This is a genomic window from Cellulomonas wangleii, from assembly GCF_018388445.1.
GTDB classification, from domain to species: domain Bacteria; phylum Actinomycetota; class Actinomycetes; order Actinomycetales; family Cellulomonadaceae; genus Cellulomonas; species Cellulomonas wangleii.
The window spans coordinates 3,300,513-3,320,734 of sequence record NZ_CP074405.1 but is presented as its reverse complement, the minus strand read 5'-3'; the positions used below and the strand labels follow the sequence as shown (position 1 = coordinate 3,320,734).

The window sequence follows — 20,222 nt, the reverse complement described above, 5'->3', positions numbered from 1 at the left end:
ACACGGTGGCATGGTCAAGCCTGCAAACGTATTCATCGAGGCGGTCGACGTCTGTCGGCCGCACCGTGGGGCGCACCGCCGCGCCGTCGCGGACCGCGCCGGAGGACCTGATGCCCGACACCGCACCCGCCGCCCCCTGGGTGCTGCACCCCGACCGCGCGCTCCCCGCCGACCCCGTCACGCGGCCCGTCGCCCGGCAGATCCTCGAGGCCACCCGCACGCTGCCCATCGTCTCGATGCACGGCCACGTCGACGCCGGCCTGCTGTCCCGGGACGAGCCGTTCGGGGACCCCGCGTCGCTGCTCGTCGTGCCCGACCACTACCTGGTGCGGATGCTCGTGTCCCAGGGCGTCCCGCACGACGCGCTCGGCGTCCCGCGGCTCGACGGGCGGCCGGTCGAGACGGACCCCCGCGCGGTCTGGCGCACGTTCGCCGCGCACTGGCACCTGTTCCGCGGCACGCCGACGCGCTTCTGGATGGAGCACGTGCTCGTCGACGTGCTCGGCGTCACCGAGCGGCTCTCCGCCGCCACCGCGGACGCCGCGTACGACACGATCGCGGCACGCCTCGCGGAGCCGGGCTTCCGGCCGCTGGCGCTGCTCGACCGCTTCGGCATCGAGACGATCGCGACCACCGACCCGGCCTCCGCGACCCTCGCCGACCACGCGGCGCTCGCCGCCCGCGGCTGGGGCGAGCGGATCGTGCCGACGTTCCGCCCGGACGCCGTGCTGCACGTCGACCGCCCCGGCTGGGCGCAGGACGTCGCGCTGCTCGGTGAGCGCGCCGGCACCACGATCGGCTCCTACCGGGACTACCTGCGCGCGCTCGAGGCCCGTCGCTGGGCGTTCGTCGACGCGGGTGCGCGGGCGACCGACCACGGCCACCTGCTGGCCGACACGACGCCCATGGACGAGACCGACGCGGCGGCGGTGTTCGCGGCAGCGCTGCGCGGCGACGTGGACGCGGCCGCGGCGCGGGCGTTCTCGGCGCACATGCTCTTCGAGATGGCGCGCATGTCGACGCAGGACGGCCTGGTCATGCAGCTGCACCCCGGTGCCCTGCGCGACCACGACCCGCACGTGCTGGCCGTGCGTGGCAACGACGTGGGCTACGACATCCCGGTGGCCACCGAGTACGTGCGCGCGCTGCGCCCGCTGCTCACCGCGTTCGGGCACCACCCGAACCTGCGGCTGGTCCTGTTCACGCTCGACGAGGACACGTTCAGCCGGGAGCTGGCGCCCCTCGCGGGGGTCTACCCCGCGGTACGGCTCGGCGCCCCGTGGTGGTTCCTCGACACCCCCGACGGCATGCGGCGCTTCCGCGAGACGGTCACCGACACCGCCGGGTTCGCCAACACCACGGGGTTCGTCGACGACACGCGCGCGTTCCTGTCGATCCCGGCGCGGCACGACCTGGCGCGCCGCATCGACGCGGGCTACCTGGCGCGGCTGGTCGTCGAGCACCGGCTCGACCTCGACGAGGCGCTGGAGACGGCTGTCGACCTGGCCTACGGACTGCCGCGCACCGCGTACGCCCGGCCCCCGGCCGGGACCGTCGAGCGTGCCACCCCGGCGCCCGGGTCGGACCGGCAGGTCGCCGGCGCCTGACCCGCCGTCCCGCCACCCCCGCGCGGCGGGACGGAGGACCGGCCACGCGACGCCGACGCGTGCCCTAGCCTTCGACCATGGCCGCCAGCGTGACCCTGAGCGACGTCGCCCGAGAGGCGGGCGTCTCGCTGGCGACCGCGTCGCGGGCCATCAACGGCAGCGCCACGCGCACCGTCCGCCCGGACCTGCGCGACCGGGTCCTCGCCGCCGCGGAGCGCCTGCGGTACACGCCCGACGCGAACGCCCAGGCCATGGCGCGCGGCCGCACGACGTCGGTGGGCCTGGTGGTGCACGACATCACCGACCCGTACTTCTCGTCGATCGCGGCGGGCGTCACCGGCGCGGCCGACGCCGCGGACCTGCAGGTCACCCTGACGAGCACGCAGCACCGGCCCGAGCGCGAGGTCGAGCTGGTGCGGCTGCTGCAGCGGCAGCGCGCCCGCGCGGTGGTCGTGGCCGGCAGCCGGTACGACGACGAGGACGCGAACGAGGTCATGCGCACCGCGCTCGCCGACTACGCCGCGGCGGGCGGGTCGGTCGCGCTGGTGGGGCAGCCGGTGCTGGGCGTGGACACGGTGGTCGTCGAGAACGCCGCGGGGGCCGCCGCGCTGGCCCGCGCCCTGTACGCGCGCGGCTACCGGCGTCCGGCCGTGCTGGGCGGTCCGCTCACGCACCTGACCGCGCGGGAGCGGCGCGAGGCGTTCGCGGACGTGTTCGCCGACCTGGGCTCCCCGGTGGACCCCGCGCACGTGGTGCCGGGGGAGTTCACGCACGAGGGCGGCGAGGCGGCCATGCGTGAGCTCCTGGCCGTGGCTGCCGACGTCGACGTCGTGTTCGCGGTGAACGACGTCATGGCGCTCGGCGCCCTGGCCGCCGCCCGCGACCTGGGGGTGCGCGTGCCGCAGGACCTCGCGCTCGCGGGGTTCGACGACATCCTCACGCTGCGGGACGTGGTGCCGCCGCTGACGACCGTCCGCGTGCCGCTCGTGGAGGTGGGCCGGCTGGCCACCGAGCTCGCGCTCGCGGACCGGTCCGCCGAGCCGCGGGTGCGCACGGTGCCCACGGAGGTCGTCCTGCGCGCGTCGACCCCGGAGCGCACCGCCTGACGCGACGAGGGGTCGGACGCCCGGTCGGTCCGTCCGCCGACACCGCGGCCTACCGCCGCGCCCCGCACGGTGCCACGCTCGACCCATGGGTGGCAGGGTGCGCGGGCAGGGGTCGGGGGGCCTCGTCGTGGCCGGTCTGCTCGCCCTCGTGCCGGCCGCGTGCGGCACGGGCGGTGCGCGCCCCGCGGCGACCCTGCCGGCCGCGGTGACGTTCGAGGTGGAGGTCGCGCAGGCGCGCACCGACCGCGTGGCGCGCATCGTCCAGCTCCAGGTGCGCAACACCGGCCCGCTGGACGTCACGGTCACCGGCGCCCGCCTGACCGGGACGTCCGTCGGCGGTGCCACCGACGAGGACCGCGTCGTCGAGGCGGACCGGTTGCGCCGCCTGGCGGTGCCGCTGGACGCCACCCGGTGCGACGCGGCGCCGGACGCGGACCCCGACGCCCGGGTCGCGCTCGACGTCACCACCGCCGACGGCCGCGCCGGGACGGTCGTCGTGACCCCCAGCGACGAGACCGACGACCTGCGCCGCATCCGGGGCGAGGACTGCGCACGTGCCGCCGTCGCGGCGGGCCTGGACGTGCGGCTGTCCGACGAGCTGACGGTGCGGGAGGTGGGCGGGGACGTCGTCGCGGACGTGACGTTGCTGGTGCGGACCGTGCCCGACGGGCCGCACGTGCGCCTGACGGCCGTGCGCTCGACGACGCTGCTGCGGTCCCCGGGCGCCGAGCCCGACTGGGCGGTGGACGTGGACTCCGCGGCCCCGCCGCCCGACGGCCGCGTGGTCCTGCCGGTCGTGCCGGCGCGGTGCGACCTGCACGCGATCGCGGAGGACAAGCGGGGCACGGTGCTGGGGCTGCGCACCGAGGTGGACGGTGTCGAGCAGCCGGTGTTCCACGTCGCCGCCTCCGACACGCTGCGCGGCGCGCTGTACGAGGTCGTGCTCGCGGCCTGCGGGCTGCCCACCGGCTCGGGCGGCTGACGGGGTCCCCGCTCGCGCCGCGGGGCTCAGGCCGTGGTGGCCGCGCGCCGGCGAGGGGCGGGCCCGTCACCGCTGGCGGTCGCGAGCAGGTCCTCCACCATCACCATGTGCATCGCCATCCGCAGGCGCGCGCGGTCCGGGTCGCGTGCGGCGACGGCCGCGAGGATCGCGTCGTGGTCCTCGAACGTGCGGTCCCCGGCCAGGTCGTGCAGCTCGTCCCAGACGCGCCGCCGCGCGTGGCCGCCGGCGAGCGCGGCGAGCAGCGCGGACAGGACGGTGTTGCCGGACCCGTCGGCGACCGCGCGGTGGAAGGCGAGGTCCGCGGCCGCCAGGCGGGCGGGGTCGGCGCGCGTGGCGACCAGCGCGCGGGCCGTGTCGTCCAGGGCGGCGCGGGCCCTGGCGAGGTGCGCGTCGGTCATGTGCAGCGCCGCCAGGCCGGCGGCCTCGGTCTCGAGGGTGGCGCGCACGGCGTGCAGCGGGCCCTGGTCGCCGGGCAGGTCGGCGAGGAAGGCCAGCGGCGCGAGCAGCGTTGCCGCGTCGAGGTCGGTGACGTACGTGCCGTCCCCGTGCCGCGCCTCGAGGATCCCCAGGACGACGAGGGCGCGCACGCCCTCGCGCAGCGACCCGCGGGAGACCCCCAGCTCGGCCGCGAGCTCCTTCTCGGCCGGGAGCCGGTCACCGGGGCGCAGGACGCCGTCCAGGATCAGGCGCTGGACGTCCTCGACGACGTCCTGGGTGCGTGACACGTGCTCGTCTCCGTCGTCGTCCGCTGCGGCGGTCGGTCGGGGCTGTCGGTGGGCTCGGTCGGTGGGGTGGTCGGTGCGACGCGGGTGTCTCAGCGCTCGGGGACGAGCGGCGGGATGCCGTACGTCTCGACCGCGGTGCGCCCCATGACGCGGTCGACCGCGGCGTCGTCGAGGCCGTCGAGCGTGGCGCGCAGACCACCCCAGACCTCGTGCCAGGACCCGTGGGCGTCGAGCGACGTCGGCCAGTCGCTGCCGGCCATGAGGCGGTCCGGGCCGAGCACGTCGAGCGCGTGGTCGACCGCCGGGCGCACGTCGTCCACGGTCCAGCCGGGGCCCGCGGCGCGGCCGAGGCCGGCCAGCTTGGCGACGACGTTCGGTGCCTCGGCGGCCACCTCGAGCGCGGCGGTCCAGTGCTGCCACGCGGTGGTGTCACCGGCGCGGCGCGCGGCGAGGGGCGGGGCGCCGAGGTGGTCGAGGACGATCGTCAGCTTGGGGTGCCGGTCGGCGACGGTGGCGACGTGCCGCAGCAGCTCGGGGGTGGTGGCGGGCAGGTCGAGGACGAGGCGCCGCTCGGTCAGCAGGGTCAGCCCGTCGTCGACGCCGTCGCGCAGGAGCCACTGCGGGTCCTGCTCGCGGTCGACGTGGTGGCTGATGCCCACGACGGGCTCGACGCGCCAGTGGTCGAGCTGGGTGGCGGCCTCGTCCGGCGCGTCGAGGGGCACCCACGCGACCACGCCGAGCACGTGCGGCGAGCACAGCGCCTGGAACAGCAGGTGCTCGCTGTCCGCACGGTTGTCGGCGGACTGGACGAGCACCACGCCGTCCACGTGGTGCTCGTCCAGGGCTCCGCCGACGTCACGGACTCGGTAGGTGCGATGCAGGAGGGAGGGGTCCTGCGACATCCACGGGTAATGGACCGACTCCGGGTCCCACACCTGCAGATGCGCATCCACGACGTCGTAGGGCATGTCGTCGACGGTAGCTGTGCTCCGATGTCTGAATCGTCGCAGCGGTCAATCCCTCATAGAACCCTCATAATAAAGCCTGTGACTGCGTCAGACATCCAATGTCTGCCGGGGCGCGATGTTGAACGTTCACACGGCGGCCGGGGTCGCCCGGATGCCGTGACTGCCCAGGTCACAGCGCTGGAGGCTGCGTGTCACAGCATTCGACGCGCCCCAGTCATCGCCCTGCGGCGTACCCCTGCTGCCCCCGCGGGTCCGCCGCCGCGCGCAGCAGACCGTCGGGACCCACGCCGGCCGCACTGAGCCGACCGAGTGACCACGGCGCCGCCTCCTGCACCGCGTGCCCCCGCGCGGCCAGCGCCGTGCGGACGTCCGCCCCCAGGCGCTGCTCCGCCACCAGGCCCCGCGGGGTGTGCGACCGGGGGTGGAACGACTGGTGCACGTGCGACGAGTGCCAGGTGGGCGCGTCGATCGCGGCCTGCAGGTCCAGCCCGCCGAGCAGGTGGCGCAGCAGGAACGGCACCGTCCACTGGTCCTGCTGGTCCCCGCCGGGCGTCCCGAACGCGAAGCCGTGGCCGTCGCCGAGCACGAGTCCCGGGCTCAGGGTCGTCCGCGGCCGGCGGCCGGGCAGCAGGCTCGCGGGCAGCCCGTCCTCGACCCAGCACATCTGCGCACGCGTCGGCAGCGAGAACCCCAGGCCGGGCACCACCGGGCTCGACTGCAGCCACCCGCCGGACGGCGTGGCCGACACCCGGTTGCCCCACCGGTCCACCACGTCGACGTGGCACGTGTCGCCCGGGCTGAGGCCGATCGGCGAGACGGTCGGCTCGCCGAGCCCGACGTCGAGCCGGGGCGCCGCACCGGCGTCCGCCGCCGCCCGTGCGGCGACCAGCGCAGCCGCGAGCCGCGGGGCGCGGCCGTCCGGGCTGCCGGGCCGGAACCCGCCGTCGGCGACCGGTCCCACCAGCCGCGCGCGCTCGGCCGCGTACGCGGGCGACAGCAGGGTGGCCAGGGGCACCGGGGCGCTGTCGCCGTACCAGGCGTCGCGGTCGGCCATGGCGAGCTTGGCCACCTCCACCACCACGTGCACCAGGTCGGCCGTCGGCCCGGGCACGTCGACCCGGGCCACGGCGTCGCGGACCAGGTCGGCCACGCCCAGCGCCTCGAGCACCCGCAGCTGCTGCAGCAGCACGGGCCCTTGGCCCCACGGCCCCGTCTTGTGGACCTCCACGCCTGCGAACGGCACCGCGACGGTCGGCTCCTCGGTGGCGTGCCACGCGGCCAGGTCGTCGGCCCGCAGGAACCCGGTGTGCGCGCGGCCCGTCGCGTCCATGACCGGGGTGCCGGTGACGAACGCGTCCACGGCCTGCGCGACGAACCCCTCGTAGAACGCGCGGCGCGCTGCCTCGATCTGCGCCTCGCGGTCCGCACCCGCAGCGGCCGCCTCGGCCAGCAGCCGCTCGAACGTGCCCGCGAGCTGCGGGTTGGCGAACCGTGCGCCCGCGGCCGGGACGGCCCCGCCGGGCAGGTACACCTCGGCGCTGCTCGGCCAGTGCGTGCGGAACATCTCCGCGACCGTCGCGATGGTGCGCGCCGCCGCCGGCACCAGCGGGTACCCGTCGCGGGCGTACCCGACCGCCGGACCGAGCACGTCGGCCAGGGGCAGGGTGCCGTAGCGCGCCAGCAGGTCGAGCCAGGCCCCGAAGGCGCCGGGGACGACCGCCGCGAGGTGCCCGGTGCCCGGGACCTCGGTGACGCCCAGGTCCCGGTACGCCGCGGTCGTGGCCCCCGCGGGCACCACCCCCTGCCCGCACACCACGAACGTGCGGCCGTCCGCCGCGCGGTGGCCGATGACCGGGGCGTCGCCGCCGGGGCCGTTGAGGTGCGGCTCGACGACGGACAGCGTGAACCCGGCGGCCGCCGCCGCGTCGAACGCGTTGCCCCCCGCCTCCAGCACCCGCATGCCCACGGCGCTCGCCAGCCAGTGCGTCGAGGCGACCATGCCGAACGTGCCGGTGAGGACGGGGCGGGTCGTGATCATGCGGTCAGGGTGCCACGGGGTCCCGACGGCGCGCGGGTCTCACTCGCCGCCGGGGAAGCCCAGCACGCGCCACGCCTCGTACGTGGCGACCGCCGCCGCGTTCGACAGGTTCATCGACCGGCGGCCCGGCAGCATCGGGATCCGCACCCGGTCGGTCACGCGCGGGTGGTCCAGGACGGCGGCGGACAGGCCCGTGGGCTCCGGCCCGAACAGCAGGACGTCGTCGTCGCGCCAGTCCACGTCGGTGTACCGGCGGGTGGCGCCGGTGGTGAACGCCAGCACGCGGGAGCCGGGCAGCGCCGCCAGCAGCGCCTCGAGGTCGGGGTGCACGACGACGTGGGCGAGGTCGTGGTAGTCGAGGCCGGCACGGCGCAGCCGGGCCTCCGACAGCTCGAAGCCGAGCGGCTCGACGAGGTGGAGGGTCGCCCCGGTGCCCGCGCACATGCGGATGGCGTTGCCGGTGTTGCCGGGGATCCGCGGTTCGTGGAAGGCGACGTGCACCGCTCGATCCTGCCACCCCGGGCGACACGCCCCGCGCGGGGACGAAGGGGCTCGCGGCGGGGGTGGTTGGGTGTGGGCGTGATCGACACCACGACCGCGGACGGCACGGCGGACGGGACGACGACGGGGAGCGCGACCGACGCACCCGGTCTCGTCCTGCGGCTCGACGCCCCGGCGGGCACCTGGACCGACGCCTTCCCGGTGGGCAACGGGCGGCTCGGGGCCATGGTCCGCGGCGGTACCGACCACGAGCGCCTGCACGTGAACGACGACGCGTGCTGGTCCGGCGCGCCGCTGGACGGACCGCCGCAGCCGGTCGGGCCCCTGCCGGCCGGCGGTGCACCGGAGGTGGTCCGGCGGGCGCGCGAGCTGCTGGCCGCGGGCGACCCGCTCGCGGCGGAGGCGGAGCTCGCGCGGCTCCAGAGCGGCTGGGTGCAGGCGTACCAGCCGCTGGTCGACGTGCTGCTGGACCAGCCCGAGGCCGCAGGCGGCACGGGGTACCGGCGGACGCTGGACCTCGGCACCGGGGTCGTCACGACGGGCTGGCGGTCCGGCGCGGGCGCCGCGTGGCGGCAGGACGTGCTGGTGAGCCACCCGGACGGCGCGCTGCTGCTGGAGCGCACCGGCCCGGCCGCCGACGCGCAGGTGCGTCTGACCACGCCGCACCCGTGGGCCACGGCACCCGCGACGCCGCCCGCACCCGGCTCCGACCCCGCACCCGGCGACGGCACCGCGCCGGACCCCCGGGCGGCCGTGGTCGTGGCCACCGTCGACATGCCCGCGCACGTGCTGCCCGACTGGGTGCAGGCGCCCGACCCGGTCCGGTACGGCGGCCCGGCGGTGCACGCGGCCGTCGCGCTCGCCGTGCTCGTGGACGGCCCCGGGGCGTCCGCGCGCGTGGTCGACGATGTCGTCGAGGTGCGCGGGGCCCGCCGCGTGCGGGTGCTGCTCACCACGGCCTCCGACCACGACACCGCCACCGGCACGCTGCACGGCGACCGCCCGCGCGTGACGGCCGACGCGCTCGCGTCGCTGGGACGGGCGCTCGCCGACGTCGAGGGGATCGCGGCGCGGCACGTCGCCGACCACGCCGCGCTGATGGGGCGCGTCCACCTCGAGCTGACCGACGTCCCCGTGCCGGACCTGCCGCTGGACGCGCGGCTGGTGCGGCACGCACGGGGCGAGGCGGACCCGCACCTGGCGGTGCTCGCGTTCCAGCACGGTCGCTACCTGACGGTCGCGGGCTCCCGTCCCGGCACCCTGCCGCTGAACCTGCAGGGCATCTGGAACGACCGGGTGCGCCCGCCGTGGAGCTCGAACTACACGATCAACATCAACACGGAGATGAACTACTGGCCCACCCTGGTCGGCGACCTCGCGGAGTGCCACGAGCCGCTGCTGGGCTGGTTGGACCGGCTGGCCGTCGCGGGCGCGGGCACGGCCCGCACGCTGTACGACGTGGGCGGCTGGGTGGCCCACCACAACAGCGACCCCTGGTGCTTCACGGGGCCTACCGGCCGCGGCCAGGACTCGGCGAGCTGGTCGTCCTGGCCGCTGGGCGGGGCGTGGCTCGCGCGGCACGTGGTCGACCACCACGACTGGACCGGTGACGTCGACGCGCTGCGCCGACACTGGCCCGTGGTGCGTGGCGCGGCCCGCGCGGTGCTCGACCTGCTGGTGGAGCTGCCCGACGGCACGCTCGGCACGTCGCCGGCCACCAGCCCGGAGAACCTCTACCTCCTGCCCGACGGGCGGCCCGCGTCGGTGTCGGTGTCGACCACGGCCGACCTGGCGATCGTCCGGGACCTGCTGGAGCACGTGCGACGCCTGGCGCCGGTCGTGGGCGACCGCGACGAGGACCTGCGCGCGGACGTCGACGGTGCGCTGGACCGGCTGCCCACCGAGCGGGTGGGGGCGGACGGGCGTCTGGCCGAGTGGCACACGGACGTCGCGGACGCCGAGCCGGGCCACCGTCACCAGTCGCACCTGTACCGGGTGTTCCCCGGCACGTCGCTCGACCCGGACACCGCACCGGGGCTGGCGGCCGCCGCGACGCGCACGCTGGACGCGCGCGGCCCGGACTCGACGGGGTGGTCGCTCGCGTGGCGGCTGGCGCTGCGGGCGCGGCTGCGGGACCCCGCGGGCGTCGCGACGCTCGTCGACGCCTTCCTGCACCCCGTCGACGCGGACCGAGGGGAGGGCCTCGGCGACCCTCCCGACGGTGGTCGGCGCGGCGGGGTGTACCGCTCGTTGCTGTGTGCGCACCCGCCGTTCCAGATCGACGGGAACCTCGGGTTCACCGCCGGCGTGGCCGAGGCGCTGGTGCAGGCGCACCACCGCGGTGCGGACGGTGTGCGCGAGGTGCACCTGCTGCCGGCGCTGCCCGCGGTGTGGCCCACCGGTCGGGTGCAGGGGCTGCGGCTGCGCGGGGGTCTGCGGCTCGCCGACCTGCGGTGGCGCGACGGTCGGGTGGTGCGAGCGGTCCTCACGGCGGACCGCCCCGGAGTGGTCGACGTGCGCGAGGGTGACGCGCGGCGCCACGTGACGCTGCGACCGGGGGTGCCGGTCGTCGTCGTGGGGGAGTGAGGCCCGGGTCTACACCGTGCCGGCGGGGGCCGGTGCGGTGGACTCGCGCACGACGAGCTCGGTCGCCAGGTCGATCCGCAGGTTCGCGGGCCGCTGGCCGGCGGCCAGGCTGAGGACCATCTCGGTCGCTGTCCCGGCCATCTCCCGCAGCGGCTGGCGCACCGTGGTCAGGGACGGGCCGAGCCACTGCGCGAGCGGGATGTCGTCGTACCCGACGACGGAGACGTCCTCGGGGATCGACAGGCCCAGCTCGCGCACCGCCCGCATGACGCCCAGGCTCTGGTAGTCCGAGCCGGCGAAGATCGCGGTGGGCCGGTCGGCGCGCGACAGCAGCTCGAGGCCGTGCTCGTACCCACCGGTCACGTGGAAGTCGCCCCAGCGGACCAGCGACGGGTCGGGGCGGATCCCCGCCTCCTCCAGCGCGCTGCGGTACCCGTCGACGCGGGCCCGGGAGCACAGCACGTCGGCCGGGCCGGCGATGACGCCCACCCGGCGGTGCCCGAGGGACAGCAGGTGCCGGGTGGCGATGAGCCCGCCGTTCCAGTTGTTCGACCCGACGGTCGGGACGCCCGCGGGCGGCTCGCCGAACGTGTCGACCACGACGAACGGGATCGAGCGGGACTCGAGCTGGTGCCGCTGCGTGGCGTCCAGGCTGGACAGGACCAGCAGCACGCCCAGCGGCCGACGGGCGAGGATGTCGTCGATGAGCTCCTGCTGCGGGCGGTGCGCGCCGCCGAGCTCGGACAGGACCACGCCGACGCGCCGTGCGGCGGCCGCGTCCTCGACGCCCTTGATGACCTCCTGCGCCCACGCGTTGTCGATGTGGTTGAACACCAGGTCGATCAGGTTGGGGTCGCCCGCCCCGCGCCCGCGGCGGCGCCGGTAGCTGTGCTCCTCGAGGATCGCCTCGACGCGGGTGCGGGTGCCGGCGGCGACGTCGGCGCGCCCGTTGAGCACCTTCGACACCGTCGGGACCGACACCCCGGCGAGCGCCGCGATCTCCGCGATGGTGACGTTCCGACCGCCGTCGCTGGACGTGGTCACGTGCTCTCCTCTGACCGGGGCCCCCTCGCGTCGGCCGGGTGCCGGCGCGGCGCACCCGGGACGGGTTCGCAAGTTTCGAGAGCGACGGTAGCACCGGCCGCAGGGGTCTGTCCGAGATGTGCGTCGGCGGCCGGGACGCACGCTGCCGGGTCTCGGTTCGGTCACGCGGGTTGACGCACCGCAAACGTTTGCCTAACGTGGCGGCCACACGGCGACGGGATCGTCCGTCGACACATTTTCGGCCACGAGGGCGTGGAGATCGATGCAGGCGCAGCAGCAGGACGTGCACCCGGCTCCGCCCGGTCCGTCGCCGCACGGCCATGGCCGTCACCTCCGGACCGCCCTCGGGGCGTTCCTCTCACCCGAAGGGTGGTGAAGCCATGTCCACGGACGGTGTGACCGTCGCCGGGGGCGCTCCCCAGGCGGCGCTCCAGGACCCGACGGCAGCCGCTGCGGCGCACTCCGCCACCGCCGGCCCCTCGGGGCCCGGCGGCCGGGCAGCCCGCCGACGTCGTGCCGGGCACAGGACCTGGCGGCGCGCGCTGCGCCGCGACTGGCAGCTCTACTCGCTGCTGGTCCTGCCGCTGGTCTTCTTCCTGATCTTCCGCTACCTGCCGATGTTCGGGAACGTCATCGCGTTCCGGCGGTTCCGGCCCGGCGGCTCGATCTTCGGCGAGGAGTGGGTCGGTCTGCACTACGTGCGGATGTTCATCAACGACCCCACGTTCTGGAACGTCTTCCAGAACACCCTCGTCCTGGGCGTGCTGAGCCTGGTCATCATCTTCCCGCTGCCGATCGTGCTGGCGCTCATGCTCAACGAGCTGCGCTCGCGGCGCTTCAAGCGGCTGATCCAGACCATCTCGTACCTGCCGCACTTCATGTCGGTCGTCATCGTCGCCGGCCTGGTGTTCCAGCTCACGGCGATGCGCGGGACCATCAACCAGATCGTCACCACGTTCGGTGGTGAGGCCGTCCCCTTCATGCAGCTGGCGGAGTGGTTCCGCACCATCTACGTCGGCTCGGAGATCTGGCAGACAGTCGGCTGGGGCACGATCCTCTACCTCGCCGCGCTGTCCACGGTCGACCCGCAGCTCTACGAGGCCGCCCGGATCGACGGGGCCAACCGCTGGCGCCAGACGTGGCACGTCACGCTGCCCGGCATCCGCCCCACGATGGTCGTGCTGCTCATCCTCAACATCGGGTCGTTCATGGCGGTCGGGTTCGAGAAGATCCTGCTGCTGTACAACCCCCTGCTGTACCCGACGGCCGACGTCATCGCGACGTACCTGTACCGGGTCGGCATCGGCTCGAGCCAGTTCTCGTACGCCACGGCCATCGGCCTGTTCGAGGCGATCATCGGCCTCACCCTCGTCCTGTCGGCCAACGCGATCTCGCGTCGAGTGGTGGGAGCGTCCCTGTGGTGACCGCCGAGAACGTCACGCACCTCGACGAGCGGCTGTCGCAGTCGACAGTCCGCGCCGTCAAGGACACCCGCGCCTACACGGCGTTCCGCATCATCAACGGCACGCTGCTGGTGATCATCGCCGGGGTCACGCTGTACCCGTTCATCAACCTCATCGCGCAGGCGTTCAGCTCCGAGTCGTACATCAACGCCGGCCAGGTCAACCTGTGGCCCAAGGGCTTCAACTTCACGACCTTCCAGCTCGTCATGGGCGACGCGATGTTCTGGCGCAACTACCAGAACACCGTGTACTACACGGTGGTCGCCACGCTCGTGGCGATGGTGCTGACGACGACGTTCGCGTACGCGATCTCGAAGTACCACCTCAAGGGCCGCAAGGTGTTCATCGGCATCGCCGTGTTCACCATGTTCTTCAATGGCGGCCTGATCCCCAACTACGTCCTGGTGAACGAGCTGGGACTGCGCAACACCGTGTGGGCGATCGCGCTGCCGAACGCCATCAGCGTGTTCAACCTGCTCGTGATGAAGTCGTTCTTCGAGAACTTCTCGACCGAGCTGGAGGAAGCCGCCGAGATCGACGGCCTGAGCACCTACGGCAAGCTCTGGCGGATCGTGCTGCCGCTGAGCAAGGCGGTCATCGCCACGATGATCCTGTTCTACGCGGTCTCCTTCTGGAACTCGTGGTTCGCCGCGTTCCTCTACATGGACCACCGCGACCTCTACCCGGTGACGGTCTACCTGCGCAACCTCATCGCCGGTGCGACGAGCGTCGACGGTGCCGCCGGATCGGCCGAGGCCACGCAGATCGCGGCCAACGTCAAGGCGGTGACGATGCTGCTCACCGTCCTGCCGATCGTGTGCCTCTACCCGTTCGTGCAGAGGTACTTCGTGTCGGGCGTGATGCTCGGCTCCGTCAAGCAGTGAGGCCCGGCACGCGGTGAGCCGCCGGACCCCCATACCCCCGCTGCCCCCCGGGCTGCGGTGCACTTCCCCGGATCAGGACGACGACGTTCCACCCGAAGGAGAATGATGAGGACGACGAAGAAGCGGCCCCTCGCGCTCGCCGCGACCGCCGCGACCCTCGCGCTGGCCCTGGCGGCCTGCTCGGGTGGCACGGACGAGGAGACGGCGCAGACGCCCGAGGTGAGCGACCTCGGGCAGGTCGGTGCCATGGAGGACTACGAGGTCGGCACGACGTTCAAGGCCACCGAGCCGGTGAGCTTCGGGCTGATGTACCGCGACCACCCGAACTACCCGCTCAAGGACGACTGGGACATCCTGACCAAGCTCAAGGAGAACCAGAACGTCGAGTTCGAGATCCAGACCGCCCCGCTGTCGGACTGGCAGCAGGCGCAGTCGATCGCCATCGGCGCCGGCAACGCACCGGACATCATCTCGGTGACGTACCCCGGCCAGGAGTCGGCGTTCGTCGCGGGCGGGGCGATCCTGCCGGTCAGCGACTACGTCGAGTACATGCCGAACTTCCTCGACAAGGTCGAGAAGTGGGACCTGCAGGCCGAGATCGACCGCATGCGCCAGGAGGACGGCAAGTACTACGTGCTGCCCGGTCTGCGTGAGTCGGTCCGGCCGTCCTACACCTACGCGGTCCGCAAGGACGTGTGGGAGCAGCTCGGCCTCAGCCTGGCGCCGGAGACCTACGAGGACTTCGCCGCCGACCTGGCCAAGGTCAAGGCCGCCTACCCCGACAAGTACCCGCTGTCCGACCGCTGGTCGGCCAACGGCCCGCTCGAGGCGACCCTCAACGTCGCCGCCCCGAACTTCGGCACCGCTGCGGGCTGGGGCTACGGCGAGGGCGTGTGGTGGGACGAGGACGCCGAGGAGTTCGTCTACACCGGCGCCATGGACGAGTACCGCGAGCTGCTCGAGTACTTCAACGGCCTCGTCGCGGACGGCCTCATGGACCCCGAGAGCCTGATCCAGGAGGACGACCAGGCCCTCACCAAGATCGCGTCGGGCCAGACGTTCGCGCAGCTGACGAACGACCAGGAGATCCTGAAGATCCGCACCGCGATGACCGAGACCGGCACCGCCGGTGAGGTCGCGATGATCCGGGTCCCGGGCGGTCCGGCCGGTGACATCGTCGCGGGCGGGCGCCTCGTCAGCGGCGTCATGCTCTCGTCGTCGGTGGCCGAGGAGGACGACTTCCTCGCGATGCTCCAGTTCCTCGACTGGCTGTTCTACTCCGACGAGGGCCTCGAGTTCGCCAAGTGGGGCGTCGAGGGCGAGACCTACACCAAGGACGCCGACGGCAAGCGCACCCTCATGCCGGAGATCGACCAGAACGGTCTGAACCCCGGTGCGCCGAAGTTCCTCAACGTCGACTACGGCTACCACAACGGTGTGTGGATGCTCGAGCACGGCTCCTCCGACGAGCTCGACCAGTCGATGCTGCGGCCCGAGGTCGTGGAGTTCGTCGAGTCGATGTCCGACAAGGAGCTCGCGCCGGTGGCGCCGCCGGCCCCGCTCGACGAGCTCGAGCGCGAGCAGGTGTCGCTGTGGACGACGGCCCTCAAGGACCACGTCTGGCAGAACACCGCCGCCTTCATCCTCGGCCAGCGCTCGTTCGACGAGTGGGACGCGTACGTCGCCGAGCTCGAGGGCAAGAACGTCCAGCAGTACCTGGACGTCGTGAACGGCGCGCAGCAGCGCTTCGCCGACGCGAACGGCTGACAGGAGCGGGCCCGGTCCTCGTCCTGGCGACGAGGGCCGGGCCCTTCCGCTGCCGGGCGGCGGAGGCCGCCCGGTGCGACCCCTGCACCGTCTCTCCTGACACGTACCGCCACGTGCGAGGGTTGTCCCCGTCCGCCGCGGCGGACGTCGAACCCCCTGCCACCGTCGCCTGGAGGTCGCACCCGTGCGTACCGTCGTCCCCGCCCAGCCCACCGGCCCGCTGCCCGACGCCTGGCGCGCGTGCGTCGGCACCGGCCGCATGAACCTCGCCCTGCGGTCCGACTACCGCGACTCGCTGGCCCAGGTGCAGCGCGAGGTCGGGTTCCACCACATCCGCGGCCACGGCGTGCTGTCGGACGACATGGGTGTGCTGCGGACCGACGAGGTCGACGGCCGCACCCACAGCCGGTACGCCTTCACGTACGTCGACCAGGTGCACGACTTCTTCCTGTCGGTCGGGATCCGGCCGTTCCTCGAGCTGGGCTTCATGCCGTCGCAGCTCGCGTCGGGCGACCAGACGGTGTTCTGGTGGAAGGGCAACGTGACGCCGCCGCGCGACCACGACGAGTGGACCGCGCTGGTGCGGGCGTTCGTGCGCCACCAGATCCACCGGTACGGCATCGAGGAGGTGCGCCGCTGGCCGATCGAGGTGTGGAACGAGCCCAACCTCACCGTGTTCTGGAAGGACGCCGACCAGGAGGCGTACTTCCGCCTCTACGAGGAGACGGCGCGCGCGATCAAGGACATCGACGCGGACCTGCAGGTCGGCGGCCCGGCCATCTGCGGCGGCTCCGACGACGAGTGGTGGGCGCCGTTCACCGACTTCGTGACGCGGCGCGACGTGCCGATCGACTTCGTCAGCCGGCACGCGTACGCCTCGGGGCCCGTGCAGCGGATCCCGTTCGGCGTCTACCAGACGCTCGTGGAGCCGCAGGACCTGCTCGACCAGTTCGACGCGCCGCGCCGGTACCTGGAGGGCACGAAGCTGGCCGGTCTGCCCGTGCACATCACGGAGTTCAACACCTCGTACCGCCCGGACAACCCGATCCACGACACCGCGTACAACGCCGCGTACCTGGCCCCCGTGCTGGCGGGCGGCGGCGACGTCGTCGACTCCTTCTCGTACTGGACGTTCTGCGACGTCTTCGAGGAGGCGAACGTCCCCACGTCGTTCTTCCACGGCGGGTTCGGCATGCTCACCCACCGGCAGGTCGCCAAGCCGACCTACCACCTCTACACGTTCATGGCGCGCATGGGGCGCGACGTGCTGTCGCGCGGTGCGGACCACCTGGTCTGCGCCGACCCCGACGGCCGCGTCACCGTGCTGGCCTGGCAGCCCGTGGGCGGCACCGACGCCGCCGACACGCCCGCCGAGCACCGCGTCGAGCTGTCGCTGCCGGTGCGCGGCGACGCCGCGTTCGTGCTGCGCGAGCGCGTCAACGAGCACGACGGCAACGCGTTCGCCGCGTGGCGCGAGATGGGTCGCCCGACGTCCCCGACGGCCCGCGAGCTGGACGTGCTGCGCGCGTGCGCCCGCCCCGCCGTCGAGCACGACCTGGCCCGTGGCGCGGACGGGCGCGTCGACCTCGACCTCGTCCTGGGACGCCACGAGATCACGTTCGTCGAGCTCACGCCCGTGTCCCCGACGCACCACGAGGGTCTGGACGACCGCCGCCTGCTGGGCGCGTCGGACGACCGCCTGGTCGCCGCGCACGAGCGGGGGCGGGCGTGATGTCCCGCCGCGACGACCTGGACGAGGTCGGCGCCGGCCCGCTGTCCCGCGGCGCCGCCGTCGTGATGTGGGTGCTGGTGATCAGCGCCCTGACGGTCGTCGTCGGCGGCGTGCCGCTGGTGCTCGTCCCCTTCCTCACGGGGGACGCCTCCAACGTGTGGGTCGTCGCCCTGCTGCTGGTCCCCATGGGTCCCGCGCTCGCGGCGGCCATGTTCGCGTGGCGCCGGTTCATCGAGGAGCGCGACCTGGCGCCCGCCCGGCACTTCTGGCGGGGCTACCGTCTCAACGCGCTCGACGTGCTGCGGTGGTGGGTGCCGGTGCTCGCGGCGCTGGCCGTGATCGCCTTCTCGCTCGCGCACCTCGACACGGCCGGCGTGCCCGGCGGCTACGGCATCGTGCTCGTGGTGCTGTCCGTGGCGCTGCTCATGTGGGCGGTGACGGCCCTGGCGCTGTCGTCGCACCTGAGCCTGCGCACGCGGGACGTGGCCCGCCTGTCCACGTACTACCTGGCGGCCAAGCCGCTGGTGACGCTCGGGGTGCTGTCCCTCGTGGTGCTGGCCGTGGGCATCGTCCTGTTCACGTCCGACTGGGTGCTGGTGATGCTGGCCGGGCCCCTCGCGTTCGCGGTGGTCACCACCACCGAGCCGGTCGTGCGCGACGCCGTGGCCCGCTTCACCGCCGACCCGTCCGCCGATCCCGAGCCGTCCGCGGCGGCCCCGTCCGCCGATCCCGACCCGTCCCCCTGAGGTGCCCGTGTCCCTCCCTGCCGGTGACCACATCCGCTACGGCGGCGACTACAACCCGGAGCAGTGGCCCACGGAGGTGTGGGACGACGACTACGCGGCGTTCGACCTCGCGCACGTCACGACCCTGACGGTCGGGGTGTTCGCGTGGGCGCACACCGAGCCGGCGGAGGGGGTGTACGACTTCTCGCGGCTCGACGCGATCGTCGAGCGGGCGCACGCGCAGGGCCGTGACGTCGTGCTCGCGACGCCGAGCGGCGCGATGCCGCCGTGGCTCGCCCGCGCGTACCCGGACGCCTGCCGGGTGGATCTCGAGGGGCGCCGGCACGTCTACGGGCAGCGGCACAACCACTGCCCGTCGTCGCCGGACTTCCGGCGGCTGTCCGTGGCGATGGCCGATCGGCTGGCCGAGCGGTACGGGGACCACCCCGCGGTGGTCGCGTGGCACGTCGGCAACGAGTACGGCGGCGCCTGCTACTGCGACCTGTGCGCGGCCGGGTTCCGCGAGTGGCTGCGGGCGCGGTACGGCACGCTGGAGCGGCTCAACGGGGCGTGGAACACGCTGTTCTGGTCCCACGTCTTCGGTGACTGGGACGAGGTCGTGCCGCCGTCGATGCTCTCCGAGCACTGGCGCGGGCCGAACCACACGGCGTTCCAGGGCATCACGCTCGACTACCGGCGCTACATGTCCGACCGCCTGCGCGAGGGGTACTCGGACGAGAAGGCGGCGATCCGGGAGCGCAGCGCCCTGCCCGTCACGACCAACCTCATGGGGTTCTTCCAGCCCCTCGACTACCACCGGTGGGCCGACGACCTCGACTTCGTGTCCTGGGACAACTACCCGCCGCTGCCGGACGACCCGCTGCGGACGGCGGCCCGCATGGCGGCCACCCACGCGGCCATGCGCGGGCTGAAGGGCGGCCAGCCGTTCTGGGTCATGGAGCAGACGCCGTCGACCACGGCGTCGCGGGACGTCAACCCGGTCAAGCGGCCGGGCGTGCTGGGCCTGTGGACGTGGCAGTCGGTCGCGCACGGTGCGGACGCCACCCTGTACTTCCAGATGCGGCAGTCGAAGGGCGCGTGCGAGAAGTACCACGGCGCGCTGATCGACCACTCCGGGCGCACGGACACGCGGGTGTTCCGGGAGGCCGCGGAGCTCGGTGCGGGCCTGGCGCGCACCGGGGACGCCCTGCTGGGCGCCCGCACGCCGGCCCGCGTCGCGCTGCTGCTCGACTGGGACTCGTGGTGGGCGGTCGAGATGACCGACGGGTACAACCGCCACGTCTCCTACCTGCAGACGCTGCTGCAGCACCACCGCGCCCTGTGGTCCCTGAACGCCGAGGTGGACGTGGTCCCGGTGACCGCGGACCTCGCACCGTACGACGTGGTCGTCGCGCCGCTGCTGCACCTGCTCAAGGGCGACGTCGTCGAGCGCCTGACCGCGCACGTCGAGGGCGGCGGCTCGCTGGTGACGACGTTCTACGGCGGCCGCGTCGACGAGGACGACAACGCGTACTGCGGCGTGCCGCCCCTCGACCCGCTGCTCGGCACGCGGGTGGAGGAGACGGACTCGGGCGTGCCGGGTGCGGCGAACCCGGTGACGCTCGAGCTCGACGGGGTCGCGACGACGCACGACGCGACGCTCGTGTTCGAGCTGCTCGTCCCCGACGAGGGCACCGAGGTCGTCGGCACGTACGGCGCCGACTTCTACGCGGGCCGGGCGGCCGTCACGCGCGCCCGGCGGGGCGCCGGCTCCGCGTGGCACGTCGCGACGGGCCTGGACGACGCCGGCCTGGCGCGGGTGCTGCGGCACGTGCTCACCGGGCACGGGCTGGTCGGCCCGCACGCGGACGACGTGGGCGTCGAGGTCGCACGCCGGGTCGCACCCGACGGGACCACGTCCACGTTCGTGCTGCACCACGGCGACGCGCCGGTGACGGTGACCGCGCAGGTGGCGGGGGAGGACCTGCTGACCGGGCGGGTCGTGCGGGTGGGCGACGACCTGACCCTGGCCCCGGCCGAGGTCCTGGTCCTGCGCGGCTGAGCACACCGCGC

Annotated in this window: 15 protein-coding genes; 10 read left to right on the top strand and 5 right to left on the bottom strand. The window is 74.0% G+C overall.

Translation table 11 applies throughout. The annotated features are described in order from the left end of the window. The first annotated feature begins 110 nt into the window (after window positions 1-110). The 3 genes from uxaC to KG103_RS15285 all read left to right on the top strand — a co-directional run bounded on the left by uxaC (window position 111) and on the right by KG103_RS15285 (window position 3,695). Entirely contained in the window at window positions 111-1,607 is a 1,497-nt protein-coding gene (uxaC, locus tag KG103_RS15295) for a glucuronate isomerase (protein WP_207339367.1), read from the top strand. Between the two features lie 77 nt (window positions 1,608-1,684). Continuing rightward, window positions 1,685-2,713, top strand: coding sequence for a LacI family DNA-binding transcriptional regulator (locus KG103_RS15290; RefSeq protein ID WP_207339366.1), 1,029 nt, complete (start codon window positions 1,685-1,687; stop codon window positions 2,711-2,713). Window positions 2,714-2,798: 85 nt separating this feature from the next. Next, entirely contained in the window at window positions 2,799-3,695 is an 897-nt protein-coding gene (locus tag KG103_RS15285; protein WP_207339365.1) for a hypothetical protein, read from the top strand. Window positions 3,696-3,721: 26 nt separating this feature from the next. Here the strand turns inward: KG103_RS15285 and KG103_RS15280 are convergent, their stop codons facing one another. The 4 genes from KG103_RS15280 to KG103_RS15265 all read right to left on the bottom strand — a co-directional run bounded on the left by KG103_RS15280 (window position 3,722) and on the right by KG103_RS15265 (window position 7,948). Continuing rightward, complete coding sequence (locus KG103_RS15280) at window positions 3,722-4,441, bottom strand: FadR/GntR family transcriptional regulator (RefSeq protein ID WP_207339364.1); 720 nt, start codon at window positions 4,439-4,441, stop codon at window positions 3,722-3,724. Window positions 4,442-4,530: 89 nt separating this feature from the next. Continuing rightward, window positions 4,531-5,409 carry an amidohydrolase family protein gene (locus tag KG103_RS15275; protein WP_207339363.1) on the bottom strand — a complete coding sequence of 293 codons (879 nt, stop codon included), beginning with the start codon at window positions 5,407-5,409 and terminating at the stop codon, window positions 4,531-4,533. 214 nt (window positions 5,410-5,623) lie between these two features. Next, the gene (locus tag KG103_RS15270) at window positions 5,624-7,447 is read right to left on the bottom strand and encodes a gamma-glutamyltransferase family protein (RefSeq protein ID WP_207339362.1); all 1,824 of its coding nucleotides are present in this window, start codon (window positions 7,445-7,447) and stop codon (window positions 5,624-5,626) included. 39 nt (window positions 7,448-7,486) lie between these two features. Beyond that, on the bottom strand, window positions 7,487-7,948 hold the full coding sequence (locus KG103_RS15265) for a tRNA (cytidine(34)-2'-O)-methyltransferase (protein WP_207339361.1): 462 nt from the start codon (window positions 7,946-7,948) through the stop codon (window positions 7,487-7,489). Window positions 7,949-8,026: 78 nt separating this feature from the next. Between KG103_RS15265 and KG103_RS15260 the strand changes: the two genes are divergently transcribed. Next, window positions 8,027-10,534, top strand: coding sequence for a glycoside hydrolase family 95 protein (locus KG103_RS15260; protein ID WP_207339360.1), 2,508 nt, complete (start codon window positions 8,027-8,029; stop codon window positions 10,532-10,534). Window positions 10,535-10,543: 9 nt separating this feature from the next. On the opposite strand, the gene KG103_RS15255 is transcribed toward KG103_RS15260, so the two are convergent. Continuing rightward, entirely contained in the window at window positions 10,544-11,578 is a 1,035-nt protein-coding gene (locus KG103_RS15255) for a LacI family DNA-binding transcriptional regulator (RefSeq protein ID WP_207339359.1), read from the bottom strand. A 380-nt stretch (window positions 11,579-11,958) separates the two neighbouring features. On the opposite strand from KG103_RS15255, the gene KG103_RS15250 reads away from it, so the two are divergent. The 6 genes from KG103_RS15250 to KG103_RS15225 all read left to right on the top strand — a co-directional run bounded on the left by KG103_RS15250 (window position 11,959) and on the right by KG103_RS15225 (window position 20,211). Continuing rightward, window positions 11,959-13,002, top strand: a complete 1,044-nt coding sequence (locus KG103_RS15250; protein ID WP_242635206.1) for an ABC transporter permease — start codon at window positions 11,959-11,961, stop codon at window positions 13,000-13,002. After that, window positions 12,999-13,925: a carbohydrate ABC transporter permease gene (locus tag KG103_RS15245; protein ID WP_249670623.1), complete on the top strand. Its 927-nt coding sequence runs from the start codon at window positions 12,999-13,001 to the stop codon at window positions 13,923-13,925. Before KG103_RS15250 ends, KG103_RS15245 begins: the two co-directional genes overlap by 4 nt. Before the next feature lie 105 nt (window positions 13,926-14,030). Then, complete coding sequence (locus tag KG103_RS15240; protein WP_207339357.1) at window positions 14,031-15,692, top strand: ABC transporter substrate-binding protein; 1,662 nt, start codon at window positions 14,031-14,033, stop codon at window positions 15,690-15,692. Window positions 15,693-15,876: 184 nt separating this feature from the next. Next, the gene (locus KG103_RS15235) at window positions 15,877-17,424 is read left to right on the top strand and encodes a GH39 family glycosyl hydrolase (RefSeq protein WP_207339356.1); all 1,548 of its coding nucleotides are present in this window, start codon (window positions 15,877-15,879) and stop codon (window positions 17,422-17,424) included. Next, window positions 17,424-18,170: a DUF624 domain-containing protein gene (locus tag KG103_RS15230; RefSeq protein ID WP_207339355.1), complete on the top strand. Its 747-nt coding sequence runs from the start codon at window positions 17,424-17,426 to the stop codon at window positions 18,168-18,170. The genes KG103_RS15235 and KG103_RS15230 overlap by 1 nt, the downstream gene beginning before the upstream one ends. 7 nt (window positions 18,171-18,177) lie before the next feature. After that, complete coding sequence (locus KG103_RS15225; protein WP_207339354.1) at window positions 18,178-20,211, top strand: beta-galactosidase; 2,034 nt, start codon at window positions 18,178-18,180, stop codon at window positions 20,209-20,211. Window positions 20,212-20,222: the final 11 nt, after the last annotated feature.